Below are 18976 nucleotides of genomic sequence, written 5' to 3'. Positions count from 1 at the left end.
TTACCGTACCCGCCCTTAATGCAAACGCATTTGACACTCATCAGCTATCCTTTTTTTTGCCGCGAAAATCGCCGTAGTACTGATCTTGGCTTTTTCGGATGAAACCGAAATATTTAGTTTATTCCAGTTTGAGGAACTCTTGCCAGATGACCGTGGCAGCGGACGATATGAGCAGTGAGTTGTCAGATGCTGTGCCGCATCCGATGACCAGTCGGCATTTCCCAAAGCAGACCATCGAGAGTTGATAAAACATCATCCCGTCTCGATATCCCTCCAAGCATGCCCACAAACGATGCCCCAATTGCCTGCTGCATTTGGTCGGCGCCAACGTACGACATATAGGATCACATGCGAAATTAGCGCCCTTGGTGATCAGCACCATACCTTCTTCATTGGTGATGTAACTCATCGCGTTCGCCAGACATGCAGCTTCGTGCTCAATGGCAGAAGCCTCTCTGATCGTCTCCATCTGCTCATCGTTCAGATGCCAAACGTCAAGCGACCGATGGCGCTCCCCCTCCTCTTCAGCCCAGGCAATCAAAACTGCTTCGATTTCTTCCTCGGGCCAGGACATTGGGTCGAAGTAGGTTTCGAAAAATCTTTCGTTTGATAGGCCGGTATCTTGCCAGCGCGGATGTTACCCGCGCTGCTCTGGAGCCGCATTCTCAGGCAGCAGTAGTTCGACCGACCAGGGGGTTGCCGCATCAAGCGGAGGCCGCCTACAATCCCTTAGACGAAGTTTTCCGCCTAAAGGCTTAGCAAACCGTTTGAAACGTCGGATCAGGGCCGCCGATGACTTCTTTTCTCCAAGTTCTCCCTTGAGCGCATCGATCGTTCCGAACACTCCAGGGGCGTTTTCGACGATCTCTCTCTGTTTGAACTGAGCAAATCCATTTTCGACCAAAGAAATAGCAATTGCGGCGTCGATCCGGTCCCCTTTAAGGTCATTCCACGAGACCAACTCACTTACGGGAAGGCCTGGAATAGGAATATTGCAAACCAGAATGACGCGCTTACGGTAGGCTGCACGCGCCAGTCGGATGCGTTCGACCAATTGGCGCGTTGCGAGTTCACGTAATTGCAATTGCACCCGGCGTATCCTGGGGTCGGGATGACATGGCACTTTCACCGCCATGCCGCTCCCGTCTGCCATTTCATATGGCAGTTCAACCAAGGGTAGCCATTGCCCTCCCTTCATATCCGGCGCCACAAAGTTCAGCGGTTCCCCATGTGTATCTCCCCACAGTGCGCGCCCCTGATCCTCCAGCGTCGAGACAGGCAACTCCTGACGACCAAGAACGATCACTGCGGAGCAGTCCTTGTAGCGGTTCGATCCCAACGACCTACCTCCGAACCAGAGCCATCGTGCCCCATGTAGCTTTGTGCCAAGCATAATCTGGTTGATCTCGGCCTCACTTTTTGAACTGAAATCATGTTTGGCGTCCTCGAAAAATTTCTGCACAACCGCTCGAGTCGCGCCGACAAGCACGCCTGAGTTCTTCGTTTGTCGATCACGCAGCACCTCTCTCGCGATTACCCCTCTGCACCCGTCGCGATGGCTTTTACTGCCCAGTAATGCGGTGATGGACATCTTGTGATCATGGACCTGAACGACATGAGCCTGAGGCCGCAGGGTCAGTTCATGCTCTGCCTGAATATTACAGCCGACAGCAGCCAAGATCTCGGCATCCGCGTCGGCATCGAGCACGAGCGTCGGTTCTTTGTGCGGCAGCGGCTGCTTGCGCATCACGCGCAGAACCTCCTTGTCACCATTTGTAAATAGGCGGAGCCGCTCGCACTCGCTCAGCCCCAAACGCTTTGCCTCGGCCAAAACTTCCCAGACAGCCGCGAAGCTTGAAACCTTCCGATGCGCCCGAGCGGCCTTCTCCAGTTTTCTTTTCTGGGTCAGGAGACACTGGTCCGGGCGAATGTCAGATGCTCGTGCCTGGTCCTTGCGCTCAAGCTCAGCGAGGGCCTCCAAATCGCTTGCAGAATAAGGCAATGCCAACGGGCTTTCCCCAGCACAAAGCTTCCCGACGACTTGCGCTGCCGCCTTCAAGAGATGAGCATGATCTGCGGCGACTGATGTCGGAAAATAGGTCCGGGGTGCCTTGAAGGTGACGGGATCGATGTCTCGGATCCAGAGAAAGTTCTTCCAGAAGGTTTCGTCCACGACCCTTAGTGCCGGGTCTACGCCTGGTTGCTTCGGCAAGGCAAAGTATGCAGTCGCGAGGAAGTGGCAGGTCGCGTCCACTCTGAATTGCCCGAGATATGCGCATCCCTCGAAGTGTTGGCATCGTTCAATTGTGCCATCTTCCGCCTTCCTTTCGCAGAAATGCTCCATTGCGGAGAGCCCAATCCGACTTGCCTGCTCGACCAGCTCGGCCTTGGCGCACATCGGACCATCTCCGTCAGGCCTTAGTGCAGACCTGCCGCGAATGGCTTGGGCAGACAGGCCAAGGCCCTCCGCTTCGCGTGTCGCTTCCGCAGCCAAAGCAAGTGTCGGCACATGGAAGGCAACGTTAACAAGTTGCCCGTCAGCCGCGCGTTCGGCCATAAGCTCTCGCTCAAGTGTGCTCTTTCCGGCCCCGGGGCTGGCCCGAATGACGACGCTGGGCACACCGTCGCCTTCGGTCGCCTCACGCAAAGTTCTGTTCGCTTGGGTCAAAGCCGACCTTAGCACTGGGCGCGCATCAGATGCCGGGGTGAAGGTGGTTGGGCGGCATGCATAAGGCACGTGATAGGCGCCGGAATTGCAGAACCGACCTGAGTTGTCACGGGCCGGCAGGTTTCGGTTTTCCAAAGTCATCGCTCTCTTCCTGTTTTGTTCAGGAGGGAGATGAGTCCGGTTCGGAAGACCGAGAAGAAATTGGTTGGTTTCGGAAAAAAAGGTGTCATTCCGGTAGTAGATACCTCTTACCGGTTTGACACTTTTCCTTTCCAGGGGTCGACGAAGCGCCCTGATCTGCGGTCCATTTTGTGCGATCAGAGGTCCAATTTTATTGTTCCGGAAATTTCCGAGAAAGCCGTCCGGAACCTATTTCCTCCGTAACCCAATGGAGGAACATCATGAAAAAGCCTGTCTATTACACCGCCAACGAAGTTGCGGAAATCTTTAACCGAGATCCTCATACGATCCGGGACTGGATCAACCACGGCTGCCCGACACCAGAAGGTCTTGTGAGGCTTCAAGCCGCGAAGCTCGGCAAATCTTGGACGATCAAGGACGAGTGGCTGGCGATCTTCGAACTTCGAGTCCGGCCTACCCCTGTGAGGCCGGACCTCGAACTCGAAATCCCCCTCCGATCTGAAAAGGAAACTCCATGACACTTGACCAAACCCTACGCGATTACCTGGAAACCAGTGGCGAAAGCATGCGCGCGTTGTCTCTCCGTGCCGGGCTGAACCCGAAAGCCGTCAGCGACATCCTGAACATTCCCGGTCTTCGGCCGCGCCACTCGACACTTTCGGCGCTAACTGCAGCTACCGGGTTGGATCTGTTTGGAGCGCAAGCGATTGCCTGTGTGACCTATGCCGATTTGATCGAAAAAGCCCTGCGCCAAGGAAAAAATGGTCTCGTTTCAAAGCTACGTTGGTTGTGCCGAAATGCCGGGTGGGCCCCCGAACTGAAACAAGTTTGCAAACAGGATGTAATTGACTTTTTCGACAATAATGAGCCTGCACGGTTCAGCCTGAGCAAGGGAAGCTATGCAACCTACCGCTCGGCACTGGTAAACACCGCTGGGCGCGACCAGCCTCGGGAGCGCAAGCGCTCTATCAATGATATAGCCGGGCACTATCAAAGAGCTTATAAAGCCATTCAAGATAGTGAACTCCCATGCTCGGCAAAATACGCCTGCGGGCCGTTTTTCGTCTTTCTCCACGACGAGGGAATTGCTCCGGACGAGATCACCACCGCGACCCTCGCGGCTTTTTACAACTACCGTGTCGAGACATCCTCAAAGAGCGCTGCACGGTGCGAAAAGCAGGTTCGCGAGATTTCAACGCTGCTGAGCCACCTCGCATCTGAACCAAAGTTCACGCACCTCGACTTTGCGACCGCTTGCCACCCCTTTGACGACGCACGGGACAAATTCGGTGTCGATGACGCGATACTTGCGCCGCTAATGGAAGAATTCGACACCAAAGTGGCTCCCTGGGCACAGGGGAAGGCCTCACGTGATGGACTGTCCCGGGCCGAGTTCATTGCGCTGATGGATCAACAAGAGGCTACCGGCGAAATCAGCGACAAGAAGGCTAAGTTGCGCGCCAAACGGCAGGAGAAAGCCGGAAGGCCCGGTCAGTCGACTAAACAGGACGCCCCAAGCCGGTCGGAGTTGTTGCGCCAAGCAGGTTTCCTGGTCGGCAAGCATACTTGGAAAGCCGAAACCTTAAAGACACGGCGCGGATACATTAAGTCGCTGGCTAAAGCTGTTGCTTCGTCGGCGGACGTCGTGCCCGAGACCATCGAAGAACTCACCGATCCGGAATTCCTCGACGTCGCGGCGGAGACCCTTAGCGAAGTCAACCAAGGCGATTTTCCGAGTGCTTACGTTACAAGCGTTCTCAAGACGGCGCGCAAGATCGCCCGGGACTATTTGAACCGGCCGCCGGAGGACCTCCGTGAACTCGATGATACGATCGCGCTGCATAAGGTGAACTATCAGGGCATCGCACCGCGGAACATGTCCAAGCTCAGGCTGTTTAGTGACGTCCGCATTCAGCAGACCATCGACCTGAGCGCGATGCTGCTTGCGGACATAGACGCATCGATCAAGGCGAAGCGTAAAGCCTGCGAGAAAAAGAACGGAATGCTCCCACCGCCTGACGAGGTGCTCGACCCTGACCTCGGTCGAGATATCATGGCCACCTTGGCCCACGATATCTTGCTGGCAAGAGCCCCTCGCAGTGCCAATGTTCTGCGTGCGCGTCTCGATTGGATCGCGTGGTCCGATGGCCGCGCTCGTATCGTAGTGCCCGCTTCGGAAGTGAAGATGCGGAGTGCAGGTGATGCTGATTTGACAGTTCAGCTGGGCACGACGGCGAGCAGACTCCTGAAAACGTATTTAGAGATCGTGCGCCCAACGATGCTGGCACCATTCCAGAAGGAAAACCCATATCTCTTTCCCGGACAGGGAAAGACGAACGCTAATGGCTACTACTCAGGCCTTCTGCATCGGGTGACAAAGAGGTTGCACCAAAAAGTCGGCGTTCGCATCAATCCGCATCTCTATCGCCACCTGATCGGCTGGATCTGGCTGAAAGACAGCCTCGATAACTTGCCAAAGGTGCAACGCCTGCTTGGGCATAAGAAATTGCAGACGACAATCAATCACTATGCCGAGCTCGACGAGAGCCTCGTTTTTGACGAGTGGCTCGCGCGACTGGACAGACGCCCCGCCGCCTGAGGGCGCGAGGCAACCAAAGGAAAGCTTCAAGACATGAATCAACACCTCGCTCTATTGGCCCGTATTCGCTGCGCCGGCCCCGGTTCCTCCCCTCCGGGGCAGGATGACCTCAAGTGCCATCTCAGCGGCAGGCTGCAACAGATCGGAGCGCCTGCATTGATGGAGTTTGCCTACGTCCAACAGGTGGCGGCTGAGGTCTGGGGCGCTGAACGCTGCGCCCATTTTGCCAATGTTCTGCGCGAAGCGCGGGTGACCCCAAAGTCGCCTCGTCGGACCTCATGGCAAACGGCAAGAATGCGCCTTTCCGACCTTCCCGATCAATGGCAACTAATCCTCGCTGAACGGATCGAGGTTTCCGAAGCTGGCGTCCGCAAGAAGGGACAGGTTCTCTGGAGTGCCGCGCATACACAGAACGTCATTCGCGCGTTGAGCGGATGGGTTACGTATTGCAGAGCGCAGGATCTTCCGATGTCGCCAACCGGTGGAACGCTCGAGGGCTACGCAAGGGTAGTGACTCAGAAGTCTTCGGTAAGAACGGCGTCAGATTACATCAGCCGCACACTTACAGGGATCAAGCTCGTCATGCCGGGGTTCTCCTCGCAAGCCTGCGAGTTTGTGGCCTGCGATTGGCGTGAACGCGCGGCAGAAGCCGGCTCCACGACGAAAACAGGCGCCCAACTTGTTGGTGCTTCGCGGATCTATGATCTTGGCTTCGACCTTATGCAGCAAGCCCGGTCTCGGCGTCTTCGCGGCCTGCATGCCGCGAAGGATTTTCGGAACGGCATTCTTCTGAGTGTCGCGGTAGCACTGCCACAACGCGCCCGGGCACTGTCTGCGCTTGCGTTCGGCCGGACCATCGACATTCCATATGAGGGAATGGTGCACATTCACCTCCCGGCCCGCATGCTGAAATTGCCTGAGGGTCAGAAAGCGGGAGCTCCGTTTGACCGGACCCTATCCAGTCAAAAGCTCGCTTCTGCACTGGAGGAATACAGGCATTCCTATCGCCCACTGTTTGACGATGGAGCCTCTCTATTTCCGTCCATGCACGCGCGTGGCGCAGCAATCAGCGAGGCTCAGATCGGTCGGCTTACAGGCGATTTGACAGAGCGCGCTTTCGGTGTGCGTGTCTCAGTCCACCGATTGCGCGACAATGTCGCCACTGAAGCCAGCGAGCACCTCGTATCGGGTGGGCGTGCCGCCACGGCCTTGCTCGGCCAGCGCGACGAGCAAACGGCCCAGCGGCACTACGATCACTCCACAGGTCTCGCGTCCGCTCAGGAATTCGTTGACATGGTCGAGCGACAACGTAGCTTTGAAGTCGAGCTTGATCTGTGACGACAAGGCGGCAGCGACGGCGCATACCGCTGTCTTTCGCCGGAAATTCCGTTATTTCCGAAGGGTGTTGAAAACGCCGAACCATCATCCGCACGGGATGGACGCCGGGCGTTTTCAACAAGATCCAGTGCTCGCCGAAACTTCCGAACTCTGCCAGGCATCTCTCAGAATGCCCTCAACACTCGCAAACAAAAAACTCAAAATGGGTGTATCTCTCTTCCGCCTCACCATCGGAAGCGTCGACGAGCTTTACTCGCGAGAGGTATGAGAACTTGGACAACCATGCCGGCACAGTTTCAAGCCCACCGACTGTATAATATGTCTTGGTGATATCTCTTTTCAAAGAAACCAAAAATGCCATCCGTTCGCGTGCCCAGCTCATCTTCGTCATACTTCGAAGCAGGCAAGCCTGTATTTTCATCATAAAGCAAATCGTAGATATCCTGCCGAAGCGCCGCCCGCGTCGATTGCTTATCAAAGATGTCGTGAACTTGCTCCATGCGCTTCTCGAGCACAGTTAGAACAGCGAGCGAAGTCGACTTGATCTGACTGATTTCCTCCTTTGACAGATCTTCCCGGAAAAGAAGGTCAAAGATCGGCTTTTGCTCGGCAGATAGACCCAAGGCAACATGTGCTCGTGTTTCGGCTTCCATCTCCGCAGCAAGGCGCATGAGCGCTTCGAAGGTTGCCTCGATCGTGTTCTTGTCCTTCTCTTTGTTGTAATCCTTGATGACCTTGTCAAAGCGATCCTCAAAGTTGGTCAATGTCGGATTTGCCGCCAGCATCTTAGCCAACCGACTCTGGACGACTTCGCGCAGGTCCTGGGTATCAGTGGCCTTCTTGTCGCTCTTAGCGAACTCCCTGCGCAAGATATCGAAATTTACCTTGGATATATCAAAGACGCGGTCGCCTTCTGCGTCGGGGGTTATCTGAATTGCGTCGGCTACAATAGCATTGAGCTTTTGAATGATGGCGGCCGTGCCCGCGTCTGCTTTGTCATCTTGCAACGAGCTGTAGATGTAATTGATTGCTTGATAGGAGCCCTTGAAATCCTCCACCCAACCGAACGTTAGGCAAGCCTTGTATTTTCTGAATACGGCCCGCGCGGCGATCTCGAATCCTTTCCGAGACTCGTCGTTCTGGTTAATTGTCTCCTTGGCGTCCTTTAATGCTTTCAGTTTGCTGAAGCCTTCGGCCTCCTGCAGACGATCCAACTCGAATCCGCCGTTCTTCAATCGCTCCCCGACCAACGCGATGACATCAGTCAGCTCACCGCGCAGCTTTTCTTCTGGATTGACCGGATCAACCTCTGGCCCCGGTTCGCCTGGGCCTCCCAGCGTTCCGCCGCCGCTGTGGCCAGCGAAGGTAGCGAGAGCCTTCCGCAGGTTCTTCAGGATACCGCAGTAGTCGACGATAAGACCGTTGTTCTTGCCTTCCTTCACGCGGTTGGCGCGGGCAATCGCCTGCATGAGCGTGTGAGCCTGCAACGGCTTGTCGAGATACAGGGTGGATAGAGACGGAACGTCGAAGCCCGTCAGCCACATCGCGCAGACAATGACGATACGGAAAGGATGATCTTCGCTTTTGAATGCCGTTTCGACATCCAGCCGCTTTTCGACTTCGCGACCGCCGACCTTTTCCTTGATGGTGAAGCCATCCTTCATCCGCTTCCGATGTGGGATTATATCAAGGCCCCAGTCCTTGAACTTTTTGACCTCGTTCTGCTCGTCGCTGACCACGACGGCCATCTCGGTTTCGCGCATCCACGCTATCCGGCCTTCGCGATGAATCCGTTCCTGGTCATCGGCGATGGTGCTAAGTTCGGCTTCCAAAGCCGCAATGCGATCGTCCCATTCTGCTCGGATATAGTTGAACATTCGAACGGCAGTGACCTTGTCGATGGCAACATACATCGCCTTGCCGCTCTCCCAGTTGGTCGAGAAGTGCCAAGCGAAATCCTTGGCAATATGCTTGAGGCGCGGTTCGGCGGTAATAACATGGTATTCGCGCTTCAGGTCATCCGACAGCTTGGCGGCAACATCAGGGTCATCGACGTCCGCCTCTGCCAATGCCTCTGCCAGCCGCTCATTCAGGGCCGTCCCTGCGATCTTCAGCTTGTCGCCTCGGGCATCGTAGAACAGCGGCAGGGTCGCTCCGTCCTCAATGGCATCCTGGAAGTCATAAGTGGACAGATAGCCCCCGAACACCTGCTTCGTGATCTGATCGTTGGAGAATAGGGGCGTTCCGGTGAAGCCTATGAAACTCGCGTTCGGCAGCCCCTTCCGCATATTCAGCGCCAGCATCCCGTATTGGGTTCGGTGCGCTTCGTCTGTTACCACGATTAGCTTGTCACTGGTCGAATAGATTCCGTTTCCGGCCTCATTATCGGTGAATTTCTGGATCATCGTGAAGACGACCTTCTTCTGCTGCCCCAGCAACTCGCGCAGGTTTTTTGCTGAGGACGCGCGACAGGCATCCTTGTCATTATTGGCCAGCCCAACCGAGGCGAAGGTCTTGTAGATCTGGTTATCCAGATCGGTGCGGTCGGTCAGGATCAGAAAGGTGAAATCGCCACCCAGCCTGCGGTGAACCTTCTGCGTGAACAGCGCCATGGAAAATGACTTACCCGAGCCTTGAGTGTGCCAGAAAACGCCCAGCTTGCGCTCCAGATCCTCGCGGCGCTCCACCGCCTCCACGGCCCGATTCACGCCCAAATACTGGTGGTTTTTGGCGATGATCTTGGCCAGCCCGTTGGCGGTGTCTGCGAACAGGATGAAGTTCTCAAAGAGGTCCATGAACCGCCGCTTGTCGCAGACGATCTTCAGAAGCGCTTCCATGGGCAGGCGCGCATCGCGCCGGTCGCCTTCATCCAGCTTCAGCCATTCCGCGAAATGCTCGTAATCCGCGCTGATCGACCCCATCCGCCCCTCTTCGCCATTCCCCAGGAGGACGAAGGCGTTGAAGTGGAATAGATGCGGGACCGTGTCCTTGTAGTCGCTCAAGTTCTCGGCATAGGCGCGGCGCAGATCCTTGTCGGGGCGCTTGAGCTCGCAGAACATTAGGGGCAGCCCGTTTACAAAGCCCACAATGTCGGCACGCCGACGGTGGGCGTAGCCGCGCACCCACATCTCGCGCACGCAGAGGAAGTCATTGTTCTCGGGCATGTCGAAATCAAAGATGCGCAGGTGTTCGACGCGGGGCTCATTGTCCTGCCGGAATTTGACCTGCACGCCATCGCGGAGCAGCTCGTATTTCTCCTGATTGGTTTTCAGCAGGGATTGAGAGGCGAAGGTCTCGGTGATCTGTCGCAGGGCCTGAGCGTAAGCCTCATCCGGCAGGCCGGGGTTCAGGGTGACCAGCGCGTCGGACAGGTAACGGGTCAGGATCACGTCCTTGTCGGACTTGCGGCCCAGCGTGCCCTCGGGGCCGAAGGTCTCGCTGTTCCACGCCATGACGGATCGCCAGCCATGTTCTTCGGCCAGATAATCGGCCATGGTTTTTTGGACTAAAAGATCTTCGGTAAAATCGTTCATGGTCAAATACTACTCTGGGATGGGAAGGCGTCCATCCATTAAACGCGGAAGGAGAAGGTCCCGGGCTTTAGCGAGCTTGTCATTTTGAAGAAGCAATTGCTCGACCTGCGCTCGTGAAGCGGCGACCTTTTCACCAAACTGGATTTGCAGGCTTATGTGTGGAACAGTAATTTCCATTCGCCCCAAATCTTCCTTGCTCAGTTCTGTCTGGCTGGTCGATCCCCTACCGAGGGTTTCGATCAGGGCTTCCTTGTCAATCATCGTTGTGCCGAACCAGAGCGGGTTGACTGCCTCTGATGCGCGAACAATCGAAACATGGCTATCGACGGTCAGGTTAGAACACTCGGCGTGAAACTGTGCAACGCGGCCCAACGTTCCTTTACCTGTCGAATTTACCAAAACATCTAAGCGCCTGACGTGTTTTACAGCTGGTACGAGCTTGGACTGCTTTCTGGCGAGATGCAGTGTTACTCGATTATCCCGAATGCACTTCTGGTTGATGACTATGCATTTTGCTTCAGGATCGTACTTTGGAGTGATGCCACGTGATAAGTATTCGGAGACTTCCATGACCTTCCGGCGCTCCCACCCCTCCGGCAGGCCATCGACGAACTTGGTGGTCTCGGAGCCGGGGAAGCGGAAATGGACGAACCATTCGCGATACAAGAGCCGCGCCGCCTTTTCCAAAAACGCAATCCGCCGCCGGTTGTTCTCGATCAGGTCGTCATAGGCCGAAAGAACCCCCGCAATCCGCTCTTGGGTGGGGAGGTCAGGGAACTCAACTTCAATATTCTTGAGGTCTGACCCCTTAATCCCCTTGACGTTGACGCCGCTGACAATTGCATAAACTCGGCCTCGACCAAGTGGAGAGCGGAACCAGTAGTATAGGAAACGAGGAAGAATTTCGCCTTTGTCCAAACGAACGCGGATGATCGAGGATTCGAAGGCCGTCGGCTCTTGGATGTTAGTGACGAGGCTGCATTTGCCTGCGCCCGCTTCGACAAGCGAGCGGCGACCGAACAGCAAGTCCCCTTCTTGCAGGCCTGACTTTTTGAGTTCTGCATCCGTCAACTGAACGCGTTTCATTTCTTGGTCGGAAATGAACTCGTACCCGAACAACTCCCCCATATTAACCATTTTGGTGCCAGAGCCGTGAAATTCCTTGGATTTGTAAACGCCATTTCGAGATGGTTCGGCGTACAACTCTTCGAACCTGATTGACTGCCAACTCATACTATCAACTCAGCAATATTCTTCGCGATGGTCTCGGCCAATTCCGCCGCCTCGGCATTCAGGGTCTCCAGTTCGTCGTGGATTTCCTTGATCGTCTCTTCGAAATCGAAATCCTCATCATCCTCTTCGGGTGCCACGCCCACATAACGGCCCGGTGTCAGGCTGTAGTCGTTCTCGGCCAGCTCGGCCTGATCCACCAGCTTCACCAACCCCTCCACATCACGCAGTTCCCCCTCGGGGAAGCGCGACAGCAGCCAGTCTGCCTGCCCCTCGAAATACCGGAAGCGTTTTAGCGCCCCGCTGGGCGTCAGGTAAATTTCCGGGTCCCCCGTGAGCGCCACACGCGCCTCGGCAATTGCCGTCAGATGTTTCTTGCCATCCGAGATAACCTTGCGCATGGCAGCCAAGGCTTTCTTGGCTGCGTCCTCATCTCTGATCGCCTCGACCTTGGCTTTCAGGATCTCAGACGTCTTCTCCTGCGCCTTCTGGGCAAGCTTTGACAGGTGGTCGATTTCCTTGATCAAGGTCTTTGCCTGATCCGCCAGCGGCTGCATCGCCGTCCACGCCGCCGTCAGCGCGTCGATGGAGGCATCAGGCTGTGCCAGCGCGGTGGCAGCCTCCCCATAGGTCTCTGCATCGGCGGTCAGCTTCTCGATCCCGGTCTTCAGCTCAGCCACATCAGTGTGCGCCGCGAAGTGCGTGCAGGCCTTGCCCAACACATCGAGCAGGTCGTTAAAGTCGGTTGCCTGTGCCTCGTCCCGCGCGGTGGACAGGTAGTCCTGCACCAGCCCAGCAAAGCGGTCTTCCTGCCCACGGTAGAGCCATACGATGGACGTCAGGTTCTTTTCCTGCTCGGGAGAGAAGTCGCAGATCTTGCGCGTCACTTTTCGGAAGACCTGCCGCGCATCAAGCATCAGCACCTTGTCGCGGAGGTGTTCCGGCTTGCCCTTGTCCATGAACCAGATCTCGCAGGGCACGGTGCGCGTGTAGAAGAAGTTGCCCCGGATCGCGAGCATGACATCCATGTCGCCGGTCTTGACCATCGCCTCGCGGACCTTTGCCTCTTGCCCGCCCGCAGACGACGCCTGGGATGACATGACGATGCCCGCACGGCCGGTATCGGACAGGTAGGAATGGAAGAAGGACATCCAGACGTAGTTGCCGTTCGACACTTTGCCGCCCTTGTTTACGCCGGGCAGGCCGAAGGAGAGGCGTTTGTCATCCTTCATCTTCTCGGCATCGATCTCGTCCACATTGAAGGGCGGATTGGCCATGACGTAGTCGAAGGGTGCATGGGCGTCGTGCGGGTCTTCGTAGTAACTGATGGCCTTCTGGATGTCGCCCTCAAGCCCGTGGACCGCCAAGTTCATCTTAGCGAGGCGTAACGTCGTCGGGTTCTTTTCCATCCCGTAGAAGGTCAAGCGCTCGTTCGGGTTGGCCTTCATCGCTTCGACGAAATGTGCGGATTGCACGAACATTCCCCCCGATCCGCAGGCGGGGTCGATGACCTTGCCGCGTGTGGGCTCGATGATGTTAACGATGGTCTCGACGATGCTGATCGGCGTGAAGAATTCACCGTTGTCGTGCGCCTTCTGATCGGCGAACTGGGTCAGGAAGTATTCGTAGATACGGCCGAAGACATCGCCATCGGCCTTCTGCAAGGCCGGATCGTTGAAGATCCGCAGGACCTGGCGCAGGGCGTCTTCGTCAAGCTCGGCGTATTCCTGTTTCGGCAAGAGGCTTTCGAGGGTGGAATAGTCTTCCTCGATGGATTTCATAGCTGTGATGACGGCGGTGGATGCCGCCTCGCCTTCAGGAAGGCTGACGAGGTAGTCGAACTGTGCGTTGTCTCGCAGGAAGATGGACGACCTGGCCGAGAAGTCCTCCTTGGTCAGCGGGCGTGTTCTGCCTCCACGCGATGGCAGAGTGGGGATGATCTCGTCACGGACTTTCAAGAACCGCGAGTAGGCGTGGCGCAGGAAGATCAAGCCCATGACGGGCATAAAATACTCGTTGCTGGCGAAGTTCGAGTTAGCCCGAAGGGAGTCCGCCGCACCCCAGAGGCGCTGTTCCAGTTTACCGATATGTTCCAAGCTCTGCCTCGCAATTGTTCTTTAGAATTTGCCCGCATCCTACTTCACGGATTTCGACTGAACCAGTGGCCTTGCGAACCAGCAGGTTAGAGCGCCGCGCCTAACGGCCCAGCCGGGTGTATCTCGAAGTAGTGTGCGGGGCGAGCCGCCCACCATCAATCAATCAGGTCGATGGCATGATCGAAGACGTTCGCGTGATCGCCGAGGACTGGTTCGGGTTCGCTGCCGACGCAGAGCCGGCGCTTGGTTCTTTCAAAGGAATGACTACGCGCGACATCTACACCAATTCTGCACATTTCGTCTTGATCAAAGATTTGCTGCCGGAAGGTCGCATCGTGCTAACTACTGAACAGGAATTCAGCCTAAGGTGTATTCCGTCTCAACTGTAAGACTTCCAATATAGTTTGGAAAGCTGGCCTTTCCTCTATTAGGAAGGTTGCGATGCCTATATCCCGGTTTAGAGGAGTAAAAATGAATTTCGTTGTCTATCAACTCCATCGTTATATCGCCAGCTTTGTTCTGAGTAATTTTATCATATCCGGTGTAATAGTCGAGATGTCGTGAAGGGGCTTCTCCGATTACGATTATCTGGGGATCAAGTTTTCTCAACCAAGAATCAGGTATTTTACCAGATTTTCGACCATGGTGGGCCGCAAAAACCACTGTGGTCTTCTCCAGTGTTATGCTGTCCTCAATGCTTTCCATAAAGCTCGTCTCGAGGTCTCCGAGCCACATGACGGTAGCCCCGCCTTGCAGGGAGTAACGCAATACGGCAGAAGTATTGTTGTAGCTGATACCGCGATTACACTCGCTTAGCGCATTCCGAAAATATGGATTTTCAGTGTCCGGCCAAAGGATCGATATTCCCGCCGGGCCACGGGTATCGTCTCCTTGGTTCATCCATTTCCTTTTGCAGTTCTTGAAAAGATAGAAGGCTTTGCCGCCATCTCGAAGATCGCAATAGTGGTTGAATGAGACAGTGCGTTCTTCTTTATGAGCGTTATTCGCGACGACATAGAAGTTGTTTATCAGTCCATGTGCGTCGAGCTTTTCGATCCCTGAAATGTGATCTTGATCGGGGTGTGTCGAAATGAACCGTTTGACGCTTTTGTTCGCAGACTTTTCTTTTAGCTCGCGAATAATTTCGTCATCTCGCTCGCCAGTGAGGTTGCAGTCTATTATAGTGAAACTATTGCTGTTGTGATATACATAACAGAGATCTCCGTCCCCCACAGACATGCTCTTAATGATGGTCATCTAAATTCCTCTTGCAAAAATCAACTCTTTGGGAAATGTATTTAGCCTGTTTTCGGAATGAAACCATGAATATGGCCATTAGAATAGAAAGCGAAATTACCGTCTGCCAATCGCGTTCTGATCCGCTGAGATCGAATACAAATGGAAAAGCGGAACCCGCAAGAAGGATAAGAAACGCTGTCGCTATCGTTCTATAAGTATTGGACGATTCGACCATTACTTCAATTTTAGGATCTGCCTCGCAGGCTAAGAGGTAGTCCTGATACTGGCTGTATGTAACAAATGATATGCGACGCAACAACGGCTCGACGGCAATCGATCCAAGCCTACTAAGCACCATGCCGACAAAGTAAAACCATATCAGCTTCTCAATGATCTCGTGCGGTGCGTCAAGCAAGCCTAAGCGTTCAGCAAGGATAGAAAAAATTGCACCGGGAAACAAATAGTTAAAAATATTATAGGATGAAATCTTGTTTAGGATTTCGCTCATGGTTCGACTCACTTCATCAATGGCTCCAAGTGATACAGCAGAGCATGGGTTGGCCTTGGAAATCGACTAAGCCTTTTTTACTCCTCTAATATTCTCGATCGACAGATGTCGGACAATAAGCGTCTAACATTCTGTTACTTCTGACAATTACGAATTCCTATTCGATTTTCAAGTTCAGTAGCCTTCACGGGAAAAAACCTGCCGGAGCTCTTGGCCACCCAGCAGTATTGAATACCCCGCCATTATGAGTCCTCTTGTGAGATCACTTTGCCTCTCCGGAAATACAAAATCATTCTGCCGCTGTCGCATGATCAGCATTCTCAAGCCTCGACACATATGCCTTGGCAGAGTCCAGGGAAGTGAAGCATCGGAATCCCGCCTCATTCGCCATGGCCAGGAGTTCAGGTCCTTCACCAAGCAAAACGGCGACCGGTTCAGAGAGCTCGGTCTGGATGCCATCGGGCCAGACCAGATCAAGAACGGCCTTCTGCTCTCCAGTTCTTTCGTCCACCAAGTCCCAGGCGATCTCACCTTTCGCATACCCCTGACTTTCCACCCAAGTGTTCAGTTCTTCCAGCGCGCGTGCTTCATCTTCGTTTGCGATTCCACCGAGTAGCACACGGTCGCTGACCCTTGCCGAAGCGGCTGCTTCCAGAACATCAACATCGTCATGGAGCAAGGACCTCAGGCAGGTGTTTGCGGCCTCGGCAAGCAGCTCTTTTCGGGCTTCCAAGAACTCCCTGAAGTGGCTCAATTTCCACAGCTGACGATCTTCCGGCACCCACTGTGAGCGCAAAGCGCCAGGATGCGCTGCCTCGATTTCTTCGAAATATGCTTCCGGCCGTCTGTCGCTGATGACGAGGTTAGTGTCTTTGGTGAGGAAGCAAAAGTTCCCCAGTGCATTTACCTCAGAGCGGCTGTAGTCGGCTTTATAGAGCTGGGCCCGTGGGAAGATGTGATGGACTTCAAGAGAGCTCATCTTGCCAAGGAGTTCTCGTTTGAGTGGGAGACCGGTCCCCCAATCGCGCGCTTCGGTCATGCGGGTCAGCATGTAAAGCACAGGATAGAAGCGGGATCCGACGCTCCAGCTATGAAAATGGCCAGGCTCGACGCGCAATCCGCCTTGCGATAGCCGGAGCTCGTCGATCAGCTTTTCCAGATTCCCGCCGCTTTGTTCCAGGATTCCAAGATCCTTGTCGATTACGCTTTCGGTGGACGCTGAAAAGCGGCCCCACATCCCGCTTTGAACATACCAGAAAAGCAACTTGTCTCTGGTCCGTTCGTTAAGCCTCCCGCCGCGCATCTCAAGAAAGCGGACCATTACCGGAACGGCAAACCGCGCAAAAAGCACTCGATTGTGGTCGAGACCAAGTCGGCCAGCAATCATGTTCAGAGCCGTATCGGTATGCCGCACAGCGCGCGCCAGGGCGTCTGAGATCTCGTCTGCCGATCGATCATGAAGGTAAAGAAACTTGGCTTCACCGGTCAGAACCGTGTTCACGGACCTAAGCAACCAGTCGAGCGTGAAGTCGTAGCCAGCCTCTCGCCATCGCACAAGACTCGCCTTCATGGTGTCGCGCGCTTCTGGCCAATCGGCGCAGATTTTTGCGAGCGCTAAGTCCCCTTTGGAGAGCTTCGTGCCGCCGCTGTTCACACGGTTGAATATATCCACGACAACATCAAGCGTCTTGTCTGATCCGGTGACTTCCTCGATGTGGAAGTGCTTGTCTCGAATGCCCAGCAACTGATTGAGGCGGCCGACATATTCACCCAGCCGGGCCGTATGCTCCGGGACGCTGTTCAGGTTGTTGATAAAGGTTCCGACGCCAGCGTTTCCGCTCTTCATGAGCTGAGTGACGTCGATCCATAATGGATCGTCACGCATTTTTATTGGCTGATAGAACTCGAATTCCTCTGTCGCGAGGTTGAAGCGAAGCTCGGTAAAAGATTTTGGATTGCCATCGAAGAACTTCGGAGGCTCGCCCCTGATCACGCCATATAGGGAGGTGATACGTTGCTGACCGTCAAGCAACAGCTTGACCACCCCCGGGGCAAGTTTCCCATCCCCTCTATGGGCGGCAGTGGAAGCACTGGTCGCCCAGACCAGCAGACTTCCGACAGGATGACCGCGGTATAGCGATTGAAACAGGCCCCGTACCTGTTCGCGCCCCCAAACATAGCCTCTTTGAAATTCAGGAAGGGCCATGTGGCCGTTATCGATGTAATCCAGGATCGACGTAATATTCATTTGTGACACCGCAGAAATTTCGGTTGAAATCACCCTGCCGCAGCCATCCGGTCCCGCGCAACCCCTGATAGTTTGTAGTCTTCAGGAACCAAAACTGGTTCACACCTATACTTGCTAACTTATGATCAAAAAATCATAATCTTTCAGGCAATTGCAGAAAAAATTTTAGAAATTTGCAATGTAGCCCTTCGGTTCTAAAGCTTTTGGCCAATGTCTTCTTTGCCAACACCGAAGATTAGGGAGCTCGTATCAGATCCTCAAGTTCCCCCAACTTCCGGGAGGCAGTCGAACAGCTTCTTCCGCATGCAGAAGCTCCGGCTCTTGTCGTCCGAGGCGCTCCGCTGAGGACATTATCCGAGGAGACAAGATGTTCGATATCCCCACCAGACCTACGTGCGTTCACCACTTCATCCAAGAAAATGCCGAGGCTCTTCAGAACGCGGCCCTCCTACTGGGCGGGCGGCCCTGGCTTAAACGGATTCAGTGTCTGTTCGAGACGCTCTGGACCGAAAACTCGTTGCACGGTCGCGCCGGTCGCGAAGTGTCCGCTCTCCAAGATCTTCTCTCTCTGGCACATGTGCATGATCCGCTCCGCCCCGAAGCTGCCTATTACGCAGCACTCGACCCCGCATCACCGCAGGTCGAAGAAATCTCCTTACTGGCGAATGAACTCCGACAGGCCTTCGAAGAGGCCTGTGCGGATCAGTCTTTCTCCGGCGAACACTAAGAGGAACTGAAATGAACGAGACCCCTATGCTGCAGGACAACCTTACCTCGCAAATCGAAGCTGCCCTCGACACCACGGCTAAGACGCTGGACGCGATAACCCGGGCTGACGAAACCGCGGCGCTCGATGGAGTGCTGCTCGCCGATGTGCTGGCGTTGAGAAACAGGATTGAAGGCCTCACCATCTTCAAGAAGGGCGAACATCTTGCTGTGAAAGAGCTGGCTGAGCGCCTCGAACCGGTCATCCTGGCTGCGACGACGGTTCATTACATCCCAGCTGAGGAATGGGACATCAATCCACCGAGCGAAGAGAGAGTCGTGGCTCCCTACGGTCTCGCGGCTATCGACCTGCGTAGCCGTCTGAGGGATCTCGCCGCGCGGTTAGCGGCGGTCCAGAACATGCTGGAAGGGGAACGGATCGCTGCGGACCTCCGCGGTGAATATACCTGATTGGCGCACCTGTGTCGCCAGATTAGGCAATGCAGCATTACTTGGCCGTTCCGAAAGACGGCCGAGAACATACAACTCAAGCCTGCCACAAAAGACTTACTGAAGATGTCACAGGCGTGACACAACTACAGTCACATGCGGGGTCAGACCGCGGTCAAAGGGGTTTTGTCGTTCGTACACTGAAGGTTGAGGCCCTTTTT

Annotated in this window: 14 protein-coding genes; 6 read left to right on the top strand and 8 right to left on the bottom strand. The window is 54.9% G+C overall.

What is annotated here, in order from left to right:
- Nucleotides 1-118 precede the first annotated feature (118 nt).
- Entirely contained in the window at nt 119-574 is a 456-nt protein-coding gene (locus tag K3762_RS06240) for a hypothetical protein (protein ID WP_260012380.1), read from the bottom strand.
- A gap of 63 nt (nt 575-637) precedes the next feature.
- The gene (locus K3762_RS06235; RefSeq protein WP_260012377.1) at nt 638-2809 is read right to left on the bottom strand and encodes a hypothetical protein; all 2172 of its coding nucleotides are present in this window, start codon (nt 2807-2809) and stop codon (nt 638-640) included.
- 260 nt (nt 2810-3069) lie between these two features.
- On the opposite strand from K3762_RS06235, the gene K3762_RS06230 reads away from it, so the two are divergent.
- Genes K3762_RS06230 through K3762_RS06220 form a run of 3 tightly spaced genes read left to right on the top strand, consistent with a single transcriptional unit; the run spans nt 3070 to nt 6746 of the window.
- Entirely contained in the window at nt 3070-3327 is a 258-nt protein-coding gene (locus K3762_RS06230; protein ID WP_260012369.1) for a helix-turn-helix domain-containing protein, read from the top strand.
- On the top strand, nt 3324-5408 hold the full coding sequence (locus K3762_RS06225; RefSeq protein WP_260012367.1) for a site-specific integrase: 2085 nt from the start codon (nt 3324-3326) through the stop codon (nt 5406-5408). Before K3762_RS06230 ends, K3762_RS06225 begins: the two co-directional genes overlap by 4 nt.
- Before the next feature lie 33 nt (nt 5409-5441).
- Entirely contained in the window at nt 5442-6746 is a 1305-nt protein-coding gene (locus K3762_RS06220; protein ID WP_260012364.1) for a hypothetical protein, read from the top strand.
- A 296-nt stretch (nt 6747-7042) separates the two neighbouring features.
- Here K3762_RS06220 and K3762_RS06215 read toward each other — a convergent pair whose 3' ends face one another.
- The 3 genes from K3762_RS06215 to K3762_RS06205 are packed head-to-tail and all read right to left on the bottom strand — an operon-like array spanning nt 7043 to nt 13605.
- The gene (locus K3762_RS06215; protein WP_260012362.1) at nt 7043-10279 is read right to left on the bottom strand and encodes a type I restriction endonuclease subunit R; all 3237 of its coding nucleotides are present in this window, start codon (nt 10277-10279) and stop codon (nt 7043-7045) included.
- A 9-nt stretch (nt 10280-10288) separates the two neighbouring features.
- A complete protein-coding gene (locus K3762_RS06210) occupies nt 10289-11512 on the bottom strand; it encodes a restriction endonuclease subunit S (protein WP_260012353.1) in 1224 nt (407 codons plus the stop codon).
- Nucleotides 11509-13605: a type I restriction-modification system subunit M gene (locus tag K3762_RS06205; RefSeq protein WP_260012350.1), complete on the bottom strand. Its 2097-nt coding sequence runs from the start codon at nt 13603-13605 to the stop codon at nt 11509-11511. Before K3762_RS06205 ends, K3762_RS06210 begins: the two co-directional genes overlap by 4 nt.
- 176 nt (nt 13606-13781) lie before the next feature.
- Between K3762_RS06205 and K3762_RS06200 the strand changes: the two genes are divergently transcribed.
- Nucleotides 13782-13994, top strand: coding sequence for a hypothetical protein (locus tag K3762_RS06200; protein WP_260012347.1), 213 nt, complete (start codon nt 13782-13784; stop codon nt 13992-13994).
- Here the strand turns inward: K3762_RS06200 and K3762_RS06195 are convergent.
- The 3 genes from K3762_RS06195 to K3762_RS06185 form a co-directional block, all read right to left on the bottom strand.
- The gene (locus tag K3762_RS06195; RefSeq protein WP_260012345.1) at nt 13963-14862 is read right to left on the bottom strand and encodes an MBL fold metallo-hydrolase; all 900 of its coding nucleotides are present in this window, start codon (nt 14860-14862) and stop codon (nt 13963-13965) included. The genes K3762_RS06200 and K3762_RS06195 overlap by 32 nt on opposite strands.
- The gene (locus K3762_RS06190) at nt 14849-15352 is read right to left on the bottom strand and encodes a hypothetical protein (RefSeq protein WP_260012343.1); all 504 of its coding nucleotides are present in this window, start codon (nt 15350-15352) and stop codon (nt 14849-14851) included. The genes K3762_RS06195 and K3762_RS06190 overlap by 14 nt, the downstream gene beginning before the upstream one ends.
- Before the next feature lie 289 nt (nt 15353-15641).
- On the bottom strand, nt 15642-17600 hold the full coding sequence (locus K3762_RS06185) for a DUF262 domain-containing protein (protein ID WP_260012340.1): 1959 nt from the start codon (nt 17598-17600) through the stop codon (nt 15642-15644).
- A gap of 367 nt (nt 17601-17967) precedes the next feature.
- On the opposite strand from K3762_RS06185, the gene K3762_RS06180 reads away from it, so the two are divergent.
- Complete coding sequence (locus K3762_RS06180) at nt 17968-18327, top strand: hypothetical protein (protein WP_260012339.1); 360 nt, start codon at nt 17968-17970, stop codon at nt 18325-18327.
- Between the two features lie 11 nt (nt 18328-18338).
- The gene (locus tag K3762_RS06175; protein ID WP_260012337.1) at nt 18339-18776 is read left to right on the top strand and encodes a hypothetical protein; all 438 of its coding nucleotides are present in this window, start codon (nt 18339-18341) and stop codon (nt 18774-18776) included.
- Nucleotides 18777-18976 lie beyond the last annotated feature (200 nt).

Origin of the sequence: Sulfitobacter sp. W074, from assembly GCF_025142275.1 — a bacterium.
Classification (GTDB): Bacteria; Pseudomonadota; Alphaproteobacteria; order Rhodobacterales; family Rhodobacteraceae; genus Sulfitobacter; species Sulfitobacter profundi.
Note: the sequence above shows the minus strand (reverse complement) of the source record. Positions and strands in the feature narration are given on the sequence as shown.